This is a genomic window from Desulfobacter sp., from assembly GCA_028768545.1.
Lineage (GTDB): Bacteria > Desulfobacterota > Desulfobacteria > Desulfobacterales > Desulfobacteraceae > Desulfobacter.
In genome coordinates, this window is record CP054838.1 from 2,541,884 (window position 1) to 2,559,193 (window position 17,310).

Annotated in this window: 18 protein-coding genes and 1 pseudogene; 13 read left to right on the plus strand and 6 right to left on the minus strand. The window is 45.6% G+C overall.

Annotation, left to right across the window (positions count from 1 at the left end):
* Positions 1-23 precede the first annotated feature (23 nt).
* Positions 24-1,193: pseudogene (locus HUN05_12185) on the minus strand (IS4 family transposase).
* 154 nt (positions 1,194-1,347) lie between these two features.
* On the opposite strand from HUN05_12185, the gene HUN05_12190 reads away from it, so the two are divergent.
* From HUN05_12190 to HUN05_12215, 6 genes are all read left to right on the plus strand, one after another.
* Positions 1,348-1,791 (plus strand): penicillin acylase family protein, encoded by a 444-nt coding sequence (locus tag HUN05_12190; GenBank protein WDP85795.1) that lies wholly within the window; start codon positions 1,348-1,350, stop codon positions 1,789-1,791.
* A gap of 59 nt (positions 1,792-1,850) precedes the next feature.
* Positions 1,851-2,669: a 4Fe-4S binding protein gene (locus tag HUN05_12195; protein ID WDP85796.1), complete on the plus strand. Its 819-nt coding sequence runs from the start codon at positions 1,851-1,853 to the stop codon at positions 2,667-2,669.
* A gap of 10 nt (positions 2,670-2,679) precedes the next feature.
* The gene (locus HUN05_12200) at positions 2,680-3,651 is read left to right on the plus strand and encodes an NAD-dependent epimerase/dehydratase family protein (GenBank protein ID WDP85797.1); all 972 of its coding nucleotides are present in this window, start codon (positions 2,680-2,682) and stop codon (positions 3,649-3,651) included.
* 109 nt (positions 3,652-3,760) lie between these two features.
* Entirely contained in the window at positions 3,761-4,129 is a 369-nt protein-coding gene (locus HUN05_12205) for a hypothetical protein (protein WDP85798.1), read from the plus strand.
* A 30-nt stretch (positions 4,130-4,159) separates the two neighbouring features.
* Positions 4,160-4,882, plus strand: a complete 723-nt coding sequence (locus HUN05_12210) for a GntR family transcriptional regulator (GenBank protein ID WDP85799.1) — start codon at positions 4,160-4,162, stop codon at positions 4,880-4,882.
* A 515-nt stretch (positions 4,883-5,397) separates the two neighbouring features.
* Positions 5,398-5,709, plus strand: coding sequence for a hypothetical protein (locus HUN05_12215; protein ID WDP85800.1), 312 nt, complete (start codon positions 5,398-5,400; stop codon positions 5,707-5,709).
* A 321-nt stretch (positions 5,710-6,030) separates the two neighbouring features.
* On the opposite strand, the gene HUN05_12220 is transcribed toward HUN05_12215, so the two are convergent.
* The 4 genes from HUN05_12220 to rnhA all read right to left on the minus strand — a co-directional run bounded on the left by HUN05_12220 (position 6,031) and on the right by rnhA (position 11,078).
* Positions 6,031-7,242 carry an IS256 family transposase gene (locus HUN05_12220; protein WDP85801.1) on the minus strand — a complete coding sequence of 404 codons (1,212 nt, stop codon included), beginning with the start codon at positions 7,240-7,242 and terminating at the stop codon, positions 6,031-6,033.
* A gap of 39 nt (positions 7,243-7,281) precedes the next feature.
* Positions 7,282-9,270 (minus strand): penicillin acylase family protein, encoded by a 1,989-nt coding sequence (locus HUN05_12225; GenBank protein WDP85802.1) that lies wholly within the window; start codon positions 9,268-9,270, stop codon positions 7,282-7,284.
* 329 nt (positions 9,271-9,599) lie between these two features.
* Entirely contained in the window at positions 9,600-10,373 is a 774-nt protein-coding gene (locus tag HUN05_12230; GenBank protein ID WDP85803.1) for a carbon-nitrogen hydrolase family protein, read from the minus strand.
* Between the two features lie 3 nt (positions 10,374-10,376).
* Positions 10,377-11,078, minus strand: coding sequence for a ribonuclease HI (gene rnhA, locus HUN05_12235; GenBank protein WDP85804.1), 702 nt, complete (start codon positions 11,076-11,078; stop codon positions 10,377-10,379).
* A 338-nt stretch (positions 11,079-11,416) separates the two neighbouring features.
* Here rnhA and HUN05_12240 point away from each other — a divergent pair, with 338 nt between their 5' ends.
* The gene (locus tag HUN05_12240) at positions 11,417-11,971 is read left to right on the plus strand and encodes a hypothetical protein (protein ID WDP85805.1); all 555 of its coding nucleotides are present in this window, start codon (positions 11,417-11,419) and stop codon (positions 11,969-11,971) included.
* A gap of 23 nt (positions 11,972-11,994) precedes the next feature.
* Here the strand turns inward: HUN05_12240 and HUN05_12245 are convergent, their stop codons facing one another.
* Positions 11,995-12,426 carry an ATP-binding protein gene (locus tag HUN05_12245; protein WDP85806.1) on the minus strand — a complete coding sequence of 144 codons (432 nt, stop codon included), beginning with the start codon at positions 12,424-12,426 and terminating at the stop codon, positions 11,995-11,997.
* 196 nt (positions 12,427-12,622) lie between these two features.
* On the opposite strand from HUN05_12245, the gene HUN05_12250 reads away from it, so the two are divergent.
* The 6 genes from HUN05_12250 (at position 12,623) to HUN05_12275 (ending at position 17,078) form a co-directional block, all read left to right on the plus strand.
* Positions 12,623-13,435: an ABC transporter ATP-binding protein gene (locus HUN05_12250; protein ID WDP85807.1), complete on the plus strand. Its 813-nt coding sequence runs from the start codon at positions 12,623-12,625 to the stop codon at positions 13,433-13,435.
* A gap of 35 nt (positions 13,436-13,470) precedes the next feature.
* Positions 13,471-14,682 carry an IS256 family transposase gene (locus HUN05_12255; protein ID WDP85808.1) on the plus strand — a complete coding sequence of 404 codons (1,212 nt, stop codon included), beginning with the start codon at positions 13,471-13,473 and terminating at the stop codon, positions 14,680-14,682.
* A 189-nt stretch (positions 14,683-14,871) separates the two neighbouring features.
* The gene (locus tag HUN05_12260) at positions 14,872-15,648 is read left to right on the plus strand and encodes an ABC transporter permease (GenBank protein WDP85809.1); all 777 of its coding nucleotides are present in this window, start codon (positions 14,872-14,874) and stop codon (positions 15,646-15,648) included.
* Positions 15,649-15,665: 17 nt separating this feature from the next.
* The gene (mlaD, locus tag HUN05_12265) at positions 15,666-16,103 is read left to right on the plus strand and encodes an outer membrane lipid asymmetry maintenance protein MlaD (protein ID WDP85810.1); all 438 of its coding nucleotides are present in this window, start codon (positions 15,666-15,668) and stop codon (positions 16,101-16,103) included.
* 7 nt (positions 16,104-16,110) lie between these two features.
* Positions 16,111-16,461 carry an STAS domain-containing protein gene (locus HUN05_12270; protein ID WDP85811.1) on the plus strand — a complete coding sequence of 117 codons (351 nt, stop codon included), beginning with the start codon at positions 16,111-16,113 and terminating at the stop codon, positions 16,459-16,461.
* 8 nt (positions 16,462-16,469) lie between these two features.
* Complete coding sequence (locus tag HUN05_12275; GenBank protein ID WDP85812.1) at positions 16,470-17,078, plus strand: ABC transporter substrate-binding protein; 609 nt, start codon at positions 16,470-16,472, stop codon at positions 17,076-17,078.
* Positions 17,079-17,310 lie beyond the last annotated feature (232 nt).

Here is a 17,310-nt window from a genome sequence, read left to right on the forward strand (position 1 = left end):
TAGAAAAAATCAGTGATGTCCGGTTAGGTTTTTGCTTGCTCAATAATTTTTTGATCTTTGACAATATTGTCCCTGTTTGAACTATGAGAGCCCTACTCCTCGCAGCCAAACAGGTCATTTAGAATGGCGGTTCGCAGCTGCCGAACTCTTTTGATCGTGACCTTTTCATTAAACTGTTTTTGGCAATGGATTGCCAGTAACAGGTAAGTGATAAGGCCGCCAAGAATCTGAACCATAAGGCCGTATTCACTGCGGGCAATGAGATGATATACCTTCAGATGTTCTTTCCACCATTTGAAAAAATCCTCAATGGTCCACCGGAGTTTATAAATTGTTGCTATTTGTTCCGCTGTTAAATCATGCCTGTCAGTTGCCACATAGTATTTGACGCCAGCAATTTTATAGCCAACAACCCGAACAGGCCTTTTCGTCTGGTTTTGATTCGGAGTACCAAGTTTAACCAGTGCATCATAAAAAATGTAGCTGTCGGAAGGGGTCTCGTGGTTATCAATAATTGTTCTTGTTGTCCTGGTTTTTATACGGCAGACAAAATGTTTGCCTTGCTCCTGAAGCAGGTCAAATTCTTTATGGGATTGATATCCACGATCCATAACACCTGTTTGCCCCTTGGAAAGTATTTTGGGAACAAAAGTGCGTTCAGCGCCGTTGCCTTCAGTCAAAAAGATTTTGTTTGGGATTCCGTGATTAATGTCAAATCCGCAATGTACTTTGGCTTTTTTACTTCCTTTTCTGTAGTTCGCCCAGTGCATTGAAAGGACTGCATTTATGAGACTACCGTCAATGGAAACCAACTCTCCTAACTCGGCGTGTTCACCCGGATGACACTCAAGAGCCTGTTTATAAAGATCCTCAAAGATAAATTGCAGTTGTTCGAGTCCCCTGTGATTGATGGCTTCACAGAAACTACTACGGCTGATACCACCGTCTGGCGCAATATTTTCTTTAGCAAAAACATTCTCCTTGAGATCCTGAATTAAATGTCGGGCAGACTTGTGCTCCTGAAGATGGAAATAAACCAAAGCATTTATCTGGTCTTCGAATGTCATTTTTAAAGGGCGGTCTCCTCGAGATTGTAATTCCGGTGCTTTTGAAAGTGACTTTATCAGAGGGCACCTGAAATTGTCAAAGTTCAGGGACCGTAGTTGTTTTTTAGGGACTGAGATGTGCGTCATTTGAGCTCCTTGAGTTAAATTTTCAAGGCGCACAAAAATTTTTACGCACATTTGTCAACACAAAACAGACTGTTTTTTCAATGATTTTAGATGCTTTTTATATGCAACAACCTAACCGGACACTACTGAAAAAAATGAGACCTTTGACGATATCATGGGCAAGACCATGTCAGATGCAATGGCCTATCTTTCAGACCAGATGGGAAAAAAAACTGAAAATTGGACCTGGGGAAAAATCCACACACTCAGGCTCGAACATCCCCTGGGCAAGGTAAGGCTTCTGGACGCCATTTTCAAATTCAATGACAGCCCCAAAGAGATGGGAGGCAGTTTTCACACGGTCTGCCCCCTGGCCTACAAATTGTCTGAGCCCTTTGTTATCAACCATGGGGCCTCCCACAGGCATATTTATACCCCGGCCAACTGGGATGATTCTGTGAGCGTCATTCCCACAGGCACCAGCGGGATCCCGGCAAGCCCCCATTATTGCGACCAGACCGATCTTTATGTCAACAACCAATATCACAAGGATCTTTTTTCCCTGGAAAAAATCATTGCGCACAAAAAATACGCCCTGGAGTTAAATCCGGCAGATTAACACTCCTAAGTGTATAGAACATTTTGATTTCAAACCGTCACGCCTGAAAGGAAGATGCCGTGGGAAGCCCTTATTTTATAAAGACAATCATCAACAAAACCTTTTCCCAGAGATTTTTCTGGTCCAGACTTTCCCAATACCCTCTCATGGGCCGCCTCATTGAGTCCCTTCTCTTTAAAGGTGATGATATCATCTATTTACCAGAAGACAGGGCCATCCCGATTTCAAAAAATATCCCTGACACCTCCCAGAATACGGTGATGCCCTCCCAGGTGCTCGAGCATTTTATCCGCCAGGCAAAGTATCACTGGATCATGGATTTTTGTATCTGCCGGGACTCGGCCAAATGTGAAGATTATCCCATTGATCTGGGGTGTATCTTTTTAGGGGAAGCTGCCAAGGGCATTAACCCCAAATTCAGCCACAGGGCAAGCGTTGAAGAGACCCTTGAACATGCGGCCCGCTGCAGAGACGCTGGTTTGGTGCATCTGATCGGGCTTAACAAGCTTGATTCAGTCTGGCTCAATGTCGGGCCGAAAAAAAAACTGCTGACCATCTGCAACTGCTGTCCCTGCTGCTGTCTTTGGAAAATACTTCCCCAAATCAATGCCAGCATCAGTTCAAAGGTCAACCGGATGCCGGGGGTCCGTGTTGCCGTGACAGATCTTTGTGTCGGCTGCGGCAAATGCACAAAAGAAATTTGTTTTGTCGATGCCATCCATCTTGAGGAGGGGCATGCCGCAATCGACGACACCTGCCGGGGATGCGGCCGTTGTGTAAGTATTTGCCCAAACCAGGCCATAGAAATTAAAATGGATATCCAGAACCCTGTTTCAGCGGCAATTGATAAAATTGAAAACCTGGTGGATCTGACTTAAGGGTATCTCTATGGGAAAAAGAGTGCAGAATATTTTGGTCACCGGCAGTTCCGGATATTTAGGCAGTAAGCTCATGGAAGCGCTCGAGAAAAAAAAAGGGGTGGGCACCGTTGTGGGAATGGATATTGCGCCGCCCTCCCCCCAAACGAAACCCACCTCTTTTTTAAAAATGGACATTCGTGATCACAGCCTGGATAAAATCCTTGCCAAAAATCAAATTGATACGGTGATTCATCTGGCCTTTGTGGTAAAGCCCATCCACAATTTAAAAATTATGCACGACATTGACTATAACGGCACCCTCAATGTCCTTGAAAAATCCTATGACGCCGGAGTCAGACATCTCATCGCTGTCAGCTCCACCCTGGCCTATGGTGCACATCCCAATAAGCAAGAACCGCTCAAAGAAAAAGCCCCCCTGAAAGGAAATCCAAGTTTTCCCTATGAATACAATAAAGCCTTAGTGGATAAAATGATCCAGGCATTTGCCAAAACCCATCCAAACATGATCATCACCACTTTAAGGCCGTGCACGGTCTTTGGCCCCACAGCAGAAAACTATGTCTCCAGAATGCTGCTCAGGCCCCTGACCGTAAATATCCGGAACAGCAATCCTAAAGTTCAGTTTGTCCATGAAACGGATTTTGTCCGGGCCTGCCTCATGGCGGTTGAAAAAAGATTGCCCGGGGCCTTTAACATCGTTGGACAGGGGGTGCTCACGGTTAAAGAGATCGCTGCCATGGCAAAAACAAGACTGATCAGTATCCCTGCAGCGATTTTGTATCCTGTGGTTGACCTGCTGTGGCATCTGCGAATCCCGGGCGTTGAAGTCAATCGCGGCTACCTTGATTATGCCCGGCATCCCTTTATTGCAAGCCCTGAAAAGGCAAAGGCAAAACTTGGCTTTGTCCCCCGATATTCATCCCGAAAAATCCTGGAGGATATGATAAGGAGCCGCAACCATGATGACAGGCAGGCGTAAAAATTATGTGTCCCAATTTGGTTTTAAAACAAAATTGCCGATCCTTTTTTTGGTAATCCTTTTATTTTTCTGGGGCCTTTGGATCAGTTCAAAACTGCAGATTACCGGCATGGCCGTCTATCTTCTATTCTGGTTTCTCTCATACGGTGTGATCTATGCCGGGACCTGCAAAAATTGTATTTACTACGGAAAAAGCTGTCCCATACCTTTGGAAGGAAGCTGTGTTCAACATTTTTTCAGGCCGGGCCGGGCCGGGTTCGGCATCCAAAGTCTACTCTGGGCAGTCATTGCCTATGTCATAAGATTTTGTCTTCCCATCTTCATCATTATCAGGGATCAAATGATCATCACCGGCATGGGATACTTGGGCATTCTCACACTTTTCTGGATTATCCATCTTGGATTCACAGGGTGCCCCAACTGCATCAATGATCAATGCCCTTTGAACTTTGATTATAAAAAGGGATCAGGCAAATAAAATACGCGTCCCCCCTCAGATGCGGGCGGTTTGCCTCATCCTTTGCCCTTGACCCCCATGTTTTTTTTGATTACCCTTAATTTCATGGCTATTAAAAATGTAAAAATTATCTCGACGATCAAAGACCAGGTGTATACGGTTCTCAAAGAAAATATAATCAACGGCACTCTCAAACCGGGCGAGCGGATACTTGAACTTCAAATTGCCGAAGAACTCAATGTAAGCCGCTCACCTGTCAGAAATGCAATCAATACGCTTTTAGGCAAAGGCCTTCTCAAGAGCATACCCAATAAAAGTGTCTGTGTGAGACGATTCTCTAACAGGGATATTATTGAATCCTATGAGTTCAGGGTCATTGTTGAAAAATATGCAGTTGATAAAATTGCAAATTTACTTGATGACTCAATTATAAAAAAACTCAATGAATTCAAGGCCGCTTTCCTTGAACATTCAAATATCAATCAACTCAAAGAATACCTTGAAGTTGATGTTAAATTCCATGAATATCTGATTGCAACTTCCGGCAATAAGGTTATCAAAGAAGCGCTTGACAAGGTCTCTTTGATGATCAGCCCGTTCAGGGTGATCGCGCTTTCCAGGCCGAAAAGATTTTATGACTCAATTGACGAGCATATTCAAATTATTGACGGCCTGATCAATTCCGACAGAGCCGCTGCAATCCTGGCCTGCGAAAATCACCTCACCCTTGCCAAAGAAGAAATTCTGGCAAATTTGCCCAATATGGACGATTAAATCTTTTTAACCCCATCTTTATTGTTCTAAGCTCTGATAAAAAGGACGGACCATAAGGTGCTGTCCTTTTTATCAGAGGATCGCCTGAATATTTCATAACCTGAAGGTCAAAAACTGACAAATTGAGGGAACTATATTCGTGAAATATGCGGAATAGACCCAATGGCTTTTCATCCATTATAGTCATCAACTTATCTTGAATTCGGAAAATCAAAACTATTCTACATTTCCCCGTCCCTAAAGGGTCTTGGCAAAAAAAAATCAGTCCCAAATCATTGTTTTTTTCAAAAAACAAAACATTTAAAAGAATAATGTATTTGACAAATGTATACATGATACATTATGCATAATACAGAAGTAATATTAACTATTACGGGAAACTGGAGTTGTTTATCATGGAAAAAATCAACCTTGCATATGGCCGGGGATTTCTCGAGGCCAAGATACCTAAAAAGAATCTTATAGCAGAGCAAACAATTACTTGAACAAGGATTTATACAACTTATATTTTCCCCATGAGATATTCATCAGATTTACGCAAACGCGTTATAGATTTTGTAGAAAATGGAGGAAGCAAGACGGAAGCTGCCAGTCAGTTTAATGTATCCCGTGGAAGTGTTCACAACTGGACGTCTGCCGAAGATGGTTTGTCATACAAGAAACCCGGTCCAAAAGGACCACGAAGTTTGGATCTGGAAGCTTTGCGCCTCCATGTGGAGACAAATGATGACATGACACAATCGGAAAGGGCGCAGCATTTCGGAGTATCCCGTGCCTGTATCTGGTATAATATGAAACAACTCGGAATCACTCGAAAAAAAAGATGACGGGATACAGGGAGCGAAGCGACAGCAAAAGAAAGGCATATCTTCGTCTTCGTGAACGTTATGTACGTCGTTGCAAAACGTTTGTTTATGTTGATGAAAGCGGCTTTTCGCCTTATACAACCCGTCGCTATGGATATGCTCTCAAAGGGCGGGAATGTTCAGAATTCTGTGTCACGGTTTCGGTTCCCGGATCTGTCTCGGCGCCAGCGGAAGTAAAAGCCAGGTCCGAGAATGGGCCTTCAATCTGCCACGTCGGAGGAGTTGGCTTTTGCTGGAGCGGAGTTCCTGGAACCATCTTTTCCATCTGTAAATAAATCCCTATCAAATTCCCAGCTCTTTATCCAGCCGGCCTTCAAAGAAAATTGCCAACTGGGAAATTGTCAGTGACCAGTTTTGAACCGGCATTGTCCATTTCTTACTGGCGTTCTGGATCCCCATGTAAAGCAGCTTTAACAGGCTGTCCTGGTTAGGAAACGATCCCTTTGTTTTGGTCAGTTTTCGAAACTGTCGATGCACAGCCTCAATGGTATTTGTGGTGTATATTATCCGTCGGATCTCTTCTGGATATTTAAAGAAATGACTGAGGCGCTCCCAGTTGTTCCGCCAGGATTTTATCACAATCGGGTATTTGTCATTCCATTTGTTTTCCAAAATATCCAGTTCTTCTTCGGCCAGATCCTTATTAACCGCTTTATAAACACGTTTTAGATCTGCCATAAATTCCTTTTTATTTTTGGAACCAACGTATTTCAATGAATTTCGGATCTGGTGGACTACGCAGAGTTGAACTTCTGTGTCCGGGAATATGGTCTCAATGGCCTCGGGAAAACCTTTCAGACCATCAACACAGGCAATCAGGATATCTTTTACCCCTCGGTTTGAAAGGTCTGTTAACACCTGCAGCCAGAAGTTCGCACCCTCATTCTCGGATATGTACAGCCCAAGAACCTCTTTGCGGCCCTCGATATTCACCCCAAGAATTGTGTAAACGGCTTTGCTGCCGACCTTTCCGTTTTCTCGTACTTTATAATGTATGGCATCAAGCCATACGATTGGGTACACATTTTCCAACGGCCTGGCCTGCCATTCTTTGACGGTATGGATGATTTTATCGGTAATGGTGCTCAGAGTGGCATTTGAAATCTCAAGTCCATAGATTTCCTGTAAATGGGAAGCCATATCATTATAACTCATGCCCAGGCCGTAAAGGGCTATTATCTTTCTTTCAATTTCATCGCTGAGCGTTGTCTGATGTTTTTTGACGATCTGTGGAGAGAAGGTTCCGGCCCTGTCACGCGGGGTTTCCAGCTCAAATTTACCATCCAGGGATTTAATGGTCTTTTTGCTTTTTCCATTACGGCGGTTGGCAGAAACTTCCTGCCCGAGATGGGACTCCAACTCTCCTTCAAGAGCAGCTTCAGCAAGATTTTTGATTAATGATGTAAGGACGCCGCCCTTACCTGTAAAGGGTTTACCTTCCTGGATGCCTTTAAGGGCTTTTTGAAAATCAAATTCGGTGTTTTCTTCGGTCATGTCAATTCTCCTTATTTAGCTGAGTATATCAGCTTTCATTCAACTGACACAGAATTTTGAACGCCCTCTATTTTTTTCCAAGGTCAGCTGATTATCACTCAAACTTGATCCGCCTGAAAGGATGATGTTTCGGGTCAGGTATCGGTGAAGGATTGAACTTGCCGCATATTCTTGATAAAGCGTGTCCCATAGATCGTCATGGAGCAGGTTTTTGACCAGATGAAGATAAAAAACTTCAAACAGGGCCGCCCCGGGGCTTTCTTTGTCCATGACCCCGTTCCAGTTTTTTAAAAGATCCAGTCCTGTTTTCTGGCGCGTATTTAAGTTGTCCTGGTTGGACAGGGTTTCCAGAATAAGGGGTTTGAACTCTTCAACCAGTTTAGACTTAAAATCCCCATGCATGCGTTTGAAATCCTGGATGGAGAGTGTTTCTTTTTCAGACAGCATCTCCCTGATCTGGTCAATCCGGTAGTTGAGGGCAAACCAATGGCTGATATAGTGAGGATAGGTATTGGGAGCGGTTTTATTGTTGGCCGAAGAGACCGTGCCTGAGGCGGGATTGTACGAGTGGGGCAAGTCTTCAAAGGGAACCAGGCCGTCCCAGTCATACTCGTCTGTCCACCCGGGATAGACAAAAAGGCCGTTGCCTTTTTTCCTGATGGGCACGCCTGCACTGCAGTACAGGCCGATATTTCCATTCACATCGGCATAATTGATATTCTGACTCACCGCCTTAAAGCTTTTTGCCGCAATTTTAAAATCCTCCCAGTTTTTGGCCCGGTTCAAAAGGTAAATGGTTCGCAGTTCATTGGAAAATTCATTTCCCAGCCATTTCATGGAAATGGTCTGGTCTTCAATCTTTTTGAATTTTGAGATCACAGGGCCCCTGTGGGTGAACCGGATCTCTTGGGTGACCTGTTTATCTCCTTTGATTTTTATAATTTCTTTTTTGATGGTAAAATTTTTAAATTCTTTGTTAAACTCATATTGATCCGGGTTGTCCGGGTTGTCCGGGTTGATTCGTTCCTGGTAAAAATCCATGTCATCCACCATGACATTGGTCATGCCCCAGGCAATGTCCTCGTTGTGGCCGCAGATGACAAAGGGCTGGCCCGGCAGGACCACCCCTGTGACATTGAGTTTGCCTTTAACCATCTGGTGCATTTGATACCACAGGCCCGGGGCGTTTAACCCAAGGTGCATGTCATTGGCAAATAACGGCTTGCCTGTGATCGTTTTTTGACCTGCCGCAGCCCAGTTGTTTGAGCCTTTGAATACGGCTACCCCGTAATCTTCAAGGATGCGCTGCTGATCAAAAAGGGTTTGTTTCAGGCCAAGCTCGCTCTGATTAAGATTGAAATTGTCGTAAATGGCAGGGGTTTGGGATAAAATATCGGGCAGCAAGGCGTTAAATTTTTTTGGGCCCAGTTTTTTTTTGATTTTATGGAGAACCATTTCCGTTGAATTGGGCAGGGTCAAATCCCAGGACATATACCCGACCAGGTTTACACTGTATTCTGGTTTCCAGGGCTCTGGCGCATATCCCAGGATGGCAAATTCCGGGGGCAGGCGGTTTTGATGGGTGAGCATATAATGATTCATTCCCTTTGAAAACTGGTCAAGTGCCAGGCGCATTTCAGGGGAGATTTTGGCCAAAATTTGCCTTGATTTGTCTGGAATTCTTAAGGCCCGCATCAAAAGGTCCACATCCACAAGATCTTTGCCGAAGATCTCAGACAGGCGGCCTTGGGTGACCCGCCTTAGAAGATCCATCTGCCAGAGCCGGTCCTGGGCCATGGTAAACCCCACGGCAAAGTAAAGGTCTGATTCATTTTGAGCAATGATATGGGGCACCCCGTACTTATCCCGAAAGACCTTGACCTGGTTTTCCAGGCCGGGCAATTGAATCTGTCCCTGGTATTGGGGCAGGGCTCTTGTTGCAATGGAATGAATAAAAGCTGCGCCTGCGGCAACACCAATGATTATCAGGGCGAAAAGACCGATCATTGTTTTTTTGAATCCAGACATATTTCCTCCCGAGTAGTGGAAAATTAATTTTTGTGAAAACAAAAATTATCAATTGGTAATTAATATTCAGTGTGTTGTAACCACCAAATAATCAAGGGAAAATTAAAAAATATGCAGTTTCAAAGAACGGGTGAATCAATTGAGTTTTTTCAAGGCCTTTGGGCCGCTCAGGAAGGAGAAAAAATAGCCGGGGCCAATCCTTTGAGTGTCAGCCCGCATACTTCGCGAATCGATTTTGCTTTGGCTGCAAGGCGTCAGACCGTGAAACCTTAGTGACTTTACTGCGAATGGTCAGCCCCGGCGTTTAATAAAAATTGGTTTGCAGCAAATCAGTCTTTTACATATCTTGGATAGCTCTGCTTGGCGCTCTTGGCCTCGTCCAGGTCAATCTTCAGGGTCAAAAAGGGGGCTGCTTCAGTGGTGGTACCCAAAATTTCACCTTCTTCAGGCTCCACAATCCAGGCGGTGCCCCCGAAATCCATTCCCGGGATGTTGGGCCCCTTAAAATTGGAGGAAACACAAAAGGCCCCGGAAACGTTTGCCGCTGCCTGTCCTCCGGCCACCCAGGTAGATGAGCTGCTTTTGGGTGTGGCCCTGGGGCAGAGAAGGATATCCATGCCGGCCTTGCCGTATTCCCTTGCCCTGGCGTTGAACCAGAGTTCAGTGCAGATGAGAAAGCCAATGGCAATATTGTTGACTTTCCCGATTTCAAATACCCCGTCCCCTCTTTGGTACCAAGTGGCTTCCCAAAACCCGGGTTCATCGGGCAGGTAGTATTTTTCATGGATTCCCATGGCACCTGCGGCCTTTGTCCAGACAAATCCTTCATTATGGAAACGATTGTTTTTGATCACAGGCCGGGTCCCGGCAATGACGGGCACATTAAAGCTGCTGAGTTGATCAATCCATTGGGCATGGGATTGAACGGCCTTTTCCCATGCCTTGGAATCCACCGCTTGTGAGCCTGCAAGCCATTTGTAAAAAGGCATTTCAGGCAAGAGGAGAAAATCGCTTTTGTTCTTGTTTAAATGGGAGAACAGTCCGTCCTGCTCTTGTGTATCCATTGTCCAGTTATGGGTGAGTTCGCAAACCGTGAGTTTCATTTTTTACCCCTTTAAAGCTGAGTTTAAGGAAGAAATAGTGTTCAGATAGGCCTTGTCATCCCCCAGTTTTTTTTGTCTGGCCGTGGAATTGGCCAATTGGTCACAGGCCTCGTTCAAGGGATCTCCGGCATGGCCTTTAACCCATTTAAAGGAGATTTCAAGCCCCGGTAAAAGCGCCAACAGCCTTGCCCAGAGATCAGGATTCAGGGCAGGGGTGCCGTCGGATTTTTTCCATCCGCGTTTTTTCCATGCTTTTGCCCAGCCTTTGGTGATGCCGTTGAGCACATACCTTGAATCTGAATGAAGCACAATGGGCCGGGTTTCTCCCTGTAGGGATTCAAGGGCTGCTATGACCCCCATAAGTTCCATCCGGTTGTTGGTGGTCAGGTTAAACCCGCCGGACAATTGTTTACCCTCTTTAAAGACCACCCCGTACCCGCCCGGGCCGGGATTGCCAATGGCACCGCCGTCCGTGTATACCACGATGGTGTTTTCAGGGTAAGAGAATGGGCCTGCACTGGCCGGTTTTTTTTTAGATTGTTTTGAAGGACCGTAATGAGGCTTTTTCAAGAATTGTTCTGCATCTTGTCTGTTTTTAAAGCTTTTATATTTGGCCTCTGCCACCCCTTTGACCTGTTGCTCCGCCTCTGGCCATGAGGTGAAAATACCTGTTTTCCGTCCTTTTGCGACTGCATAAAATTTCATGGCCAGAATATAAATATAAATTTTGGTTTAGTAAACCTGAATTTTGCCGGGCACAGGTTTGGGGCTCGTATCTTTATCAATTCGGCCATCCCCCCGTGTTGTAGCCGTTTGGGATTTTGGGTCTGGGCCAAGGTTTTGACCCAATTTTTTTCTAATCCTTGAATTATGATGTCAGGAGGTGTAGGATTCTTGGAATGATTAAGGATATTTAACCGCAGTGTTTAGATGACTGGATATTAGTGATGACTGATTTACCCCGCTGTGTGGGTAAGAAGAATATATGTCTCATCTGATCGGTGGTTTAAGAACGAGCATGAATGATAGGAAGAGGAGGCAAAATGGAGCCCAACAAATTTCGAGAGTCCAGACAGGCCATCAACCGGATGTGTGAAAATGTAGACCAGCTGATTGAAGACAAAGCCGTGGAAGAATCCAAGACCGGTTTTGAAGAGGTCAGCGGGGTGTTAGATACCCTCCGGCCCCAGGCTGAAGGAGAGATCCAGGAACGGTCTGTTAAAAATCTTGGCATGAAAATCAGTATTCTTGCCAGTAAGATTGCCAAGCTTAAAACCAAAAAGACCTCCACCCGCAGGTCTGCCGGAACAGCCAAACCCATGGTTGTCTGGGATGAAGAACGGGTGGGCCAGTTGTCCGCACCTTTTTTGAGAAAAGTGTTTGCCAATATGGGAGGAGATGCTCAATCCAAGGTCTTTTTCGGGACAACAGGCAAGGGGATCCGCCCCAATTACCGCATTGAATATAGCGACAAAAGGCTTCTCGGGTTTACCGGTTCCGGTCATAAACCCCAAGACCCGCCTTCGGCTTCAGGCGCCAAAAATTTGTCCGATCCCTTTGATTTCCAAGTTATCGAGTCTGCTCTGAAAAATAAATAAACCATTGTATACCCCGCCTTTTTTTACGACAAAGGGGCGGGTGTCGGATTGAGGGCTTTGACCATCTGAATGATGTTCTGGCCCTTTTTCGATCTGTGGTAATTGACCTGGTCCATGACCCTGCGGATAATGTAAATGCCCAGTCCGCCCGGGTGAATTTCTTCGGGGTCACGGCAAGGCAGTTCTGTGAACTCAAACGGTTTTCCATTGTCCATAATGGAAATATCAAGCCGGCTTTTTTTCAAACAGATTAAAAAATCAATTTTCTGGGAGTGATCATTCTTATAGGAATGCCTGATGATATTTGAACAGGCCTCGTCCACCGCAAGGATGATATAGTCTGCCTGTTCTCGTTCAATGGATAGGATGGCGGTGACTTTTTTCATCATCCCCCTGACCAGTTGAAGAAACCTGGGATGGGAGGGAATGGACAGTTCAATGGTCTGTTCAGCCATGGTGTTTACCCTTGCCGATAAAGACGGCTTCTTGTTTGAATCATGGTGAAAACACATGATGCGCGCCCATGATTTTTTTACCTTCCTTAAGGCTTGTATATAAATCCAGCATGCCTTTGTCAATCATGGATTATCGTTGACAGGCCCGGATGCTTGGGGTATCTAAGATGATCAACCCCAATTGTAAGTGAAATCAATGATCATTGTAAAAGATCTTGTGAAAAAATACGGCAGCTTAAAGGCATCCAATCACCTGAACTGCCGGTTTGAGAAAAAGAAGGTCACCGTGATCCTGGGCGGCTCAGGATCCGGCAAGAGCACCCTGCTTCGCCAGGTGACCGGCCTGGAACGCCCGGATAGCGGCCATATCCTTTTTGACGGCCTTGACCTGACAACGGCCGGTAAATCCAAGCTCTATGAAAAACGCAGGAAAATGGGCATGCTGTTCCAGGGATCTGCCCTGTTCAATGATCTGACTATTTTTGAAAATATTGCCTTTCCTTTGCAGGAGCATACCAAGATTGCACAGAGTGTGATCAAGACCATTGTCACCATGAAGCTTGAGATGGTGGGGCTGAGGGGAACTGAAGATCTTATGCCCTCACAGCTTTCCGGGGGCATGATGAAAAGGGTGGGGCTGGCCCGGGCCATTGTCATGGATCCCAAAGTTATTTTTTATGATGAACCCACCTCAGGTCTGGATACCATATCAACAGGGGTGATTGATAAATTGATCAAGGATTTGAACCGAAAGCTGGACATTACCTCTGTTGTCGTCTCCCATGATATTGAATCCTGTTTCAGGATTGCCGACCATATTATTATTCTGTATTATGGCAAGATCATTGCCGAGGGAAGTGTGGACCAGATCCGCCACTCCACAGATCCCAGGGTGGTGCAGTTTATCCATGGCCGGCCCGAAGGCCCCATTCCTTTTGCCCGGACCAAGCAAAATTACCTGGACGATATTTTAAGAGAGGGCGTTCAAAATTCTGTGTCAGTTGAATGAAAGCTGATATACTCAGCTAAATAAGGAGAACTGACATGACCGAAGAAAACACCGAATTTGATTTTCAAAAAGCCCTTAAAGGCATCCAGGAAGGTAAACCCTTTACAGGTAAGGGCGGCGTCCTTACATCATTAATCAAAAATCTTGCTGAAGCTGCTCTTGAAGGAGAGTTGGAGTCCCATCTCGGGCAGGAAGTTTCTGCCAACCGCCGTAATGGAAAAAGCAAAAAGACCATTAAATTCCTGGATGGTAAATTTGAGCTGGAAACCCCGCGTGACAGGGCCGGAACCTTCTCTCCACAGATCGTCAAAAAACATCAGACAACGCTCAGCGATGAAATTGAAAGAAAGATAATAGCCCTTTACGGCCTGGGCATGAGTTATAATGATATGGCTTCCCATTTACAGGAAATCTATGGACTTGAGATTTCAAATGCCACTCTGAGCACCATTACCGATAAAATCATCCATACCGTCAAAGAATGGCAGGCCAGGCCGTTGGAAAATGTGTACCCAATCGTATGGCTTGATGCCATACATTATAAAGTACGAGAAAACGGAAAGGTCGGCAGCAAAGCCGTTTACACAATTCTTGGGGTGAATATCGAGGGCCGCAAAGAGGTTCTTGGGCTGTACATATCCGAGAATGAGGGTGCGAACTTCTGGCTGCAGGTGTTAACAGACCTTTCAAACCGAGGGGTAAAAGATATCCTGATTGCCTGTGTTGATGGTCTGAAAGGTTTTCCCGAGGCCATTGAGACCATATTCCCGGACACAGAAGTTCAACTCTGCGTAGTCCACCAGATCCGAAATTCATTGAAATACGTTGGTTCCAAAAATAAAAAGGAATTTATGGCAGATCTAAAACGTGTTTATAAAGCGGTCAATAAGGATCTGGCCGAAGAAGAACTGGATATCTTGGAAAATAAATGGAATGACAAATACCCGATTGTGATAAAATCCTGGCGGAACAACTGGGAACGCCTCAGTCATTTCTTTAAATATCCAGAAGAGATTCGACGGATAATATACACCACAAATACCATTGAGGCTGTGCATCGACAGTTTCGAAAACTGACCAAAACAAAGGGATCATTCCCGAACCAGAACAGCCTGTTAAAGCTGCTTTACATGGGGATCCAGAACGCCAGTAAAAAATGGACAATGCCGATTCAAAATTGGTCACTGACAATTTCCCAGTTGGCAATTTTCTTTGAAGGCCGGCTGGATAAAGAGCTGGGAATTTGATAGGGATTTATTTACAGATGGAAAAGATGGTTCCAGGAACTCCACTCCAGCAAAAGTCAACTCCTCCGACGTGGCTGATTGAAGGCCCATTCTCGGACCTGACTTTTACTTCCGCTGGCGCTGAGGCAGATCCGGGAACCGAAACCGTGACACAGAATTCTGAACATTCCCTTTTAAGAAGGAAAAGTCATGTCAAGCCTTGAGATCCCTGCGGCTATCGGTAGGTTAACCCTGACCAGGATTCAGGTTTTGGGGCGGTCCGGGATATTTTTCTGCCTTGCCCTGGCCCAGGCCTTTGTGCCCCTGTTCAGGCTGAACCGTCTGGTCAAGGAGATTGAGTTTATCGGCTCAAAATCGATCCTCATTGTATTTGTGACCGGATTGTTTACAGGCATGGTGCTGGGACTTCAGGGGTATCACACCCTGACCCAGTTCGGGGCACAAGCCCTTTTGGGGTCGGCCGTGGCCCTGTCCATCATCCGGGAACTTGGGCCAGTGCTCTGTGCCCTGATGGTTACGGGGCGGGCTGGGTCTGCCATGGCCGCAGAAATTGGAATCATGAAAATTACAGACCAGTTTCCCGCCCTGGAAATGATGGCCATTGATCCTTTAAAATACGTGGTAAGCCCCAAAATTCTGGCAGGGATCATCTCTTTGCCTTTGCTCACGGCCTTTTTTGATGTGGTGGGCATCTTTGGCGGTTACCTTGTGGGGGTAAAGCTTTTGGGCGTTAATGAAGGGGCGTATTTTGGCAAAATGGTTTCTGCTGTCACCTATACAGACATCTGGGGAGGGGTGGTCAAATCCTTGAGTTTCGGCCTGCTCATTGCCTGGATCTGTGCCTTTATGGGATACACGGCCCAGGTCACAACAGAAGGGGTCAGCCATTCCACAACAAGGGCGGTGGTGCTTTCGTCCCTGTCCATATTGATAGTGGATTATATCTTGACATCTTTATTGCTATAGGATTTAAATTAAAGATCATGTATTCAAAAAAAACAGAAATTTCTGTGGGCCTTTTCATGGTCATGGGCATGGCCTGCCTGGTCTATCTTTCGGTGAACCTGGGCGCGGTTGAATTGTTCGGGTCAAACACCTATACCATCAAGGCCCTGTTCGGGTCCATTGAAGGGCTTGAGCCCGGTGCATCGGTCGAGATCGCAGGGGTTCCCGTGGGCAAGGTAAAAACCATTACACTGGAGGAAAACAATGCCCTGGTTGCAATGGAGATCACCAAGGGCACCCAGATTTCCGATGATACCATTGCCTCCATCCGAACCAAAGGGATGATCGGCGACAAGTTTGTCAAGCTCTCCCCGGGCGGATCAGAGGATTTTGTGGAGGACAAGGGGGAACTCATGGACACGGAATCGGCCATCAGCCTGGAAGAACTTGTCAGCAAGTATATTTTTGAAAAGTAGTTGAATTATGGGATTTAATATTAACTATAAATTTGATGACGGCATTGCCCTGGTGTTTGTGGAAGGAGAGATTGACATGTTCACCTCCCCAAATTTGAGGGATACCCTTTTGCCCTGGTATTCACCTGAAACAGATGCGATTATCGTAGATTTGAGCGGGGTCCGCTTTATGGACAGCTCCGGTATTGCCACCCTTGTGGAAGGGCTGCAATGGAGTACCAAAGAGGATCGAAAGTTTATATTGACAGGGCTTGGCAAAACGGTTTTCAATGCTTTGAGTCTGACCAAGCTTACCCATATCTTTTCCATTGAAAAGAGTATAGATCATGCGTTGGCCGGTTTGGGCAAAAAGGGATGAAATTGTAAATGGAAGGTTTTAACAAATTATTTTTTTTCGGTATTCTGGCCATGGCGCTTGTGTGCACGGGAACGGCATATGCAGATTCTCCAACAGATCAGCTCAAACTCAGCATTGATCAGATTCTGGACGTGTTAAGGGATCCTGAGTTAAAGGCTGAAGATAAAAAAGAGGCCAGAAGGGAGATACTTCGCCAGATTGCACGCCAGCGCTTTGATTATCGCAAGATGTCCGAACGGAGCCTGGGCAAGTATGTGAAGGGCAAAACCGAAGCCGAAATGGAGGCGTTTACAGCCCTGTTTACCACCCTGGTCGAAGATTCCTATATGGGAAAGATTGAATCCTATACAGATGAAGATGTGGTCTTTCTCAAAGAACGGATCAAGAAGAAAAAACAAAGGCAATATGCCAAGATCAATACCAAAATTGTGACCGAGACCGTTGAGATCCCCATTGATTACATGATGTACAAGAGTGGGACGGCACCCTGGATGGTTTACGATATGATCATTGAAGGGGTGAGCATGGTCAGCAACTATCGGTCCCAGTTCGGAGATATCCTCGAGCGGGACTCTTTTGCAACCCTGATTCAAAAACTGAAAGATAAAAAAGACTAGGACAACTAAGGCTCCCAGCCATCTGGTTTGAATACGATTAAAAATCTTAAGCCATATTTTGGAAGATTTTAATTCGACCGTGAGCCTTAGCCCTCCGGTCACTGCAGCCTGGCATACGTTTTGCGGTTGCCAGGGCAAGATTGTGTTCCCCAAAACCAGGGGGACACATTTTTATTTAGTTCCACTATTTTCCAGTAGTGTCCGGTTAGGTTGTTGCATATAAAAAGCATCT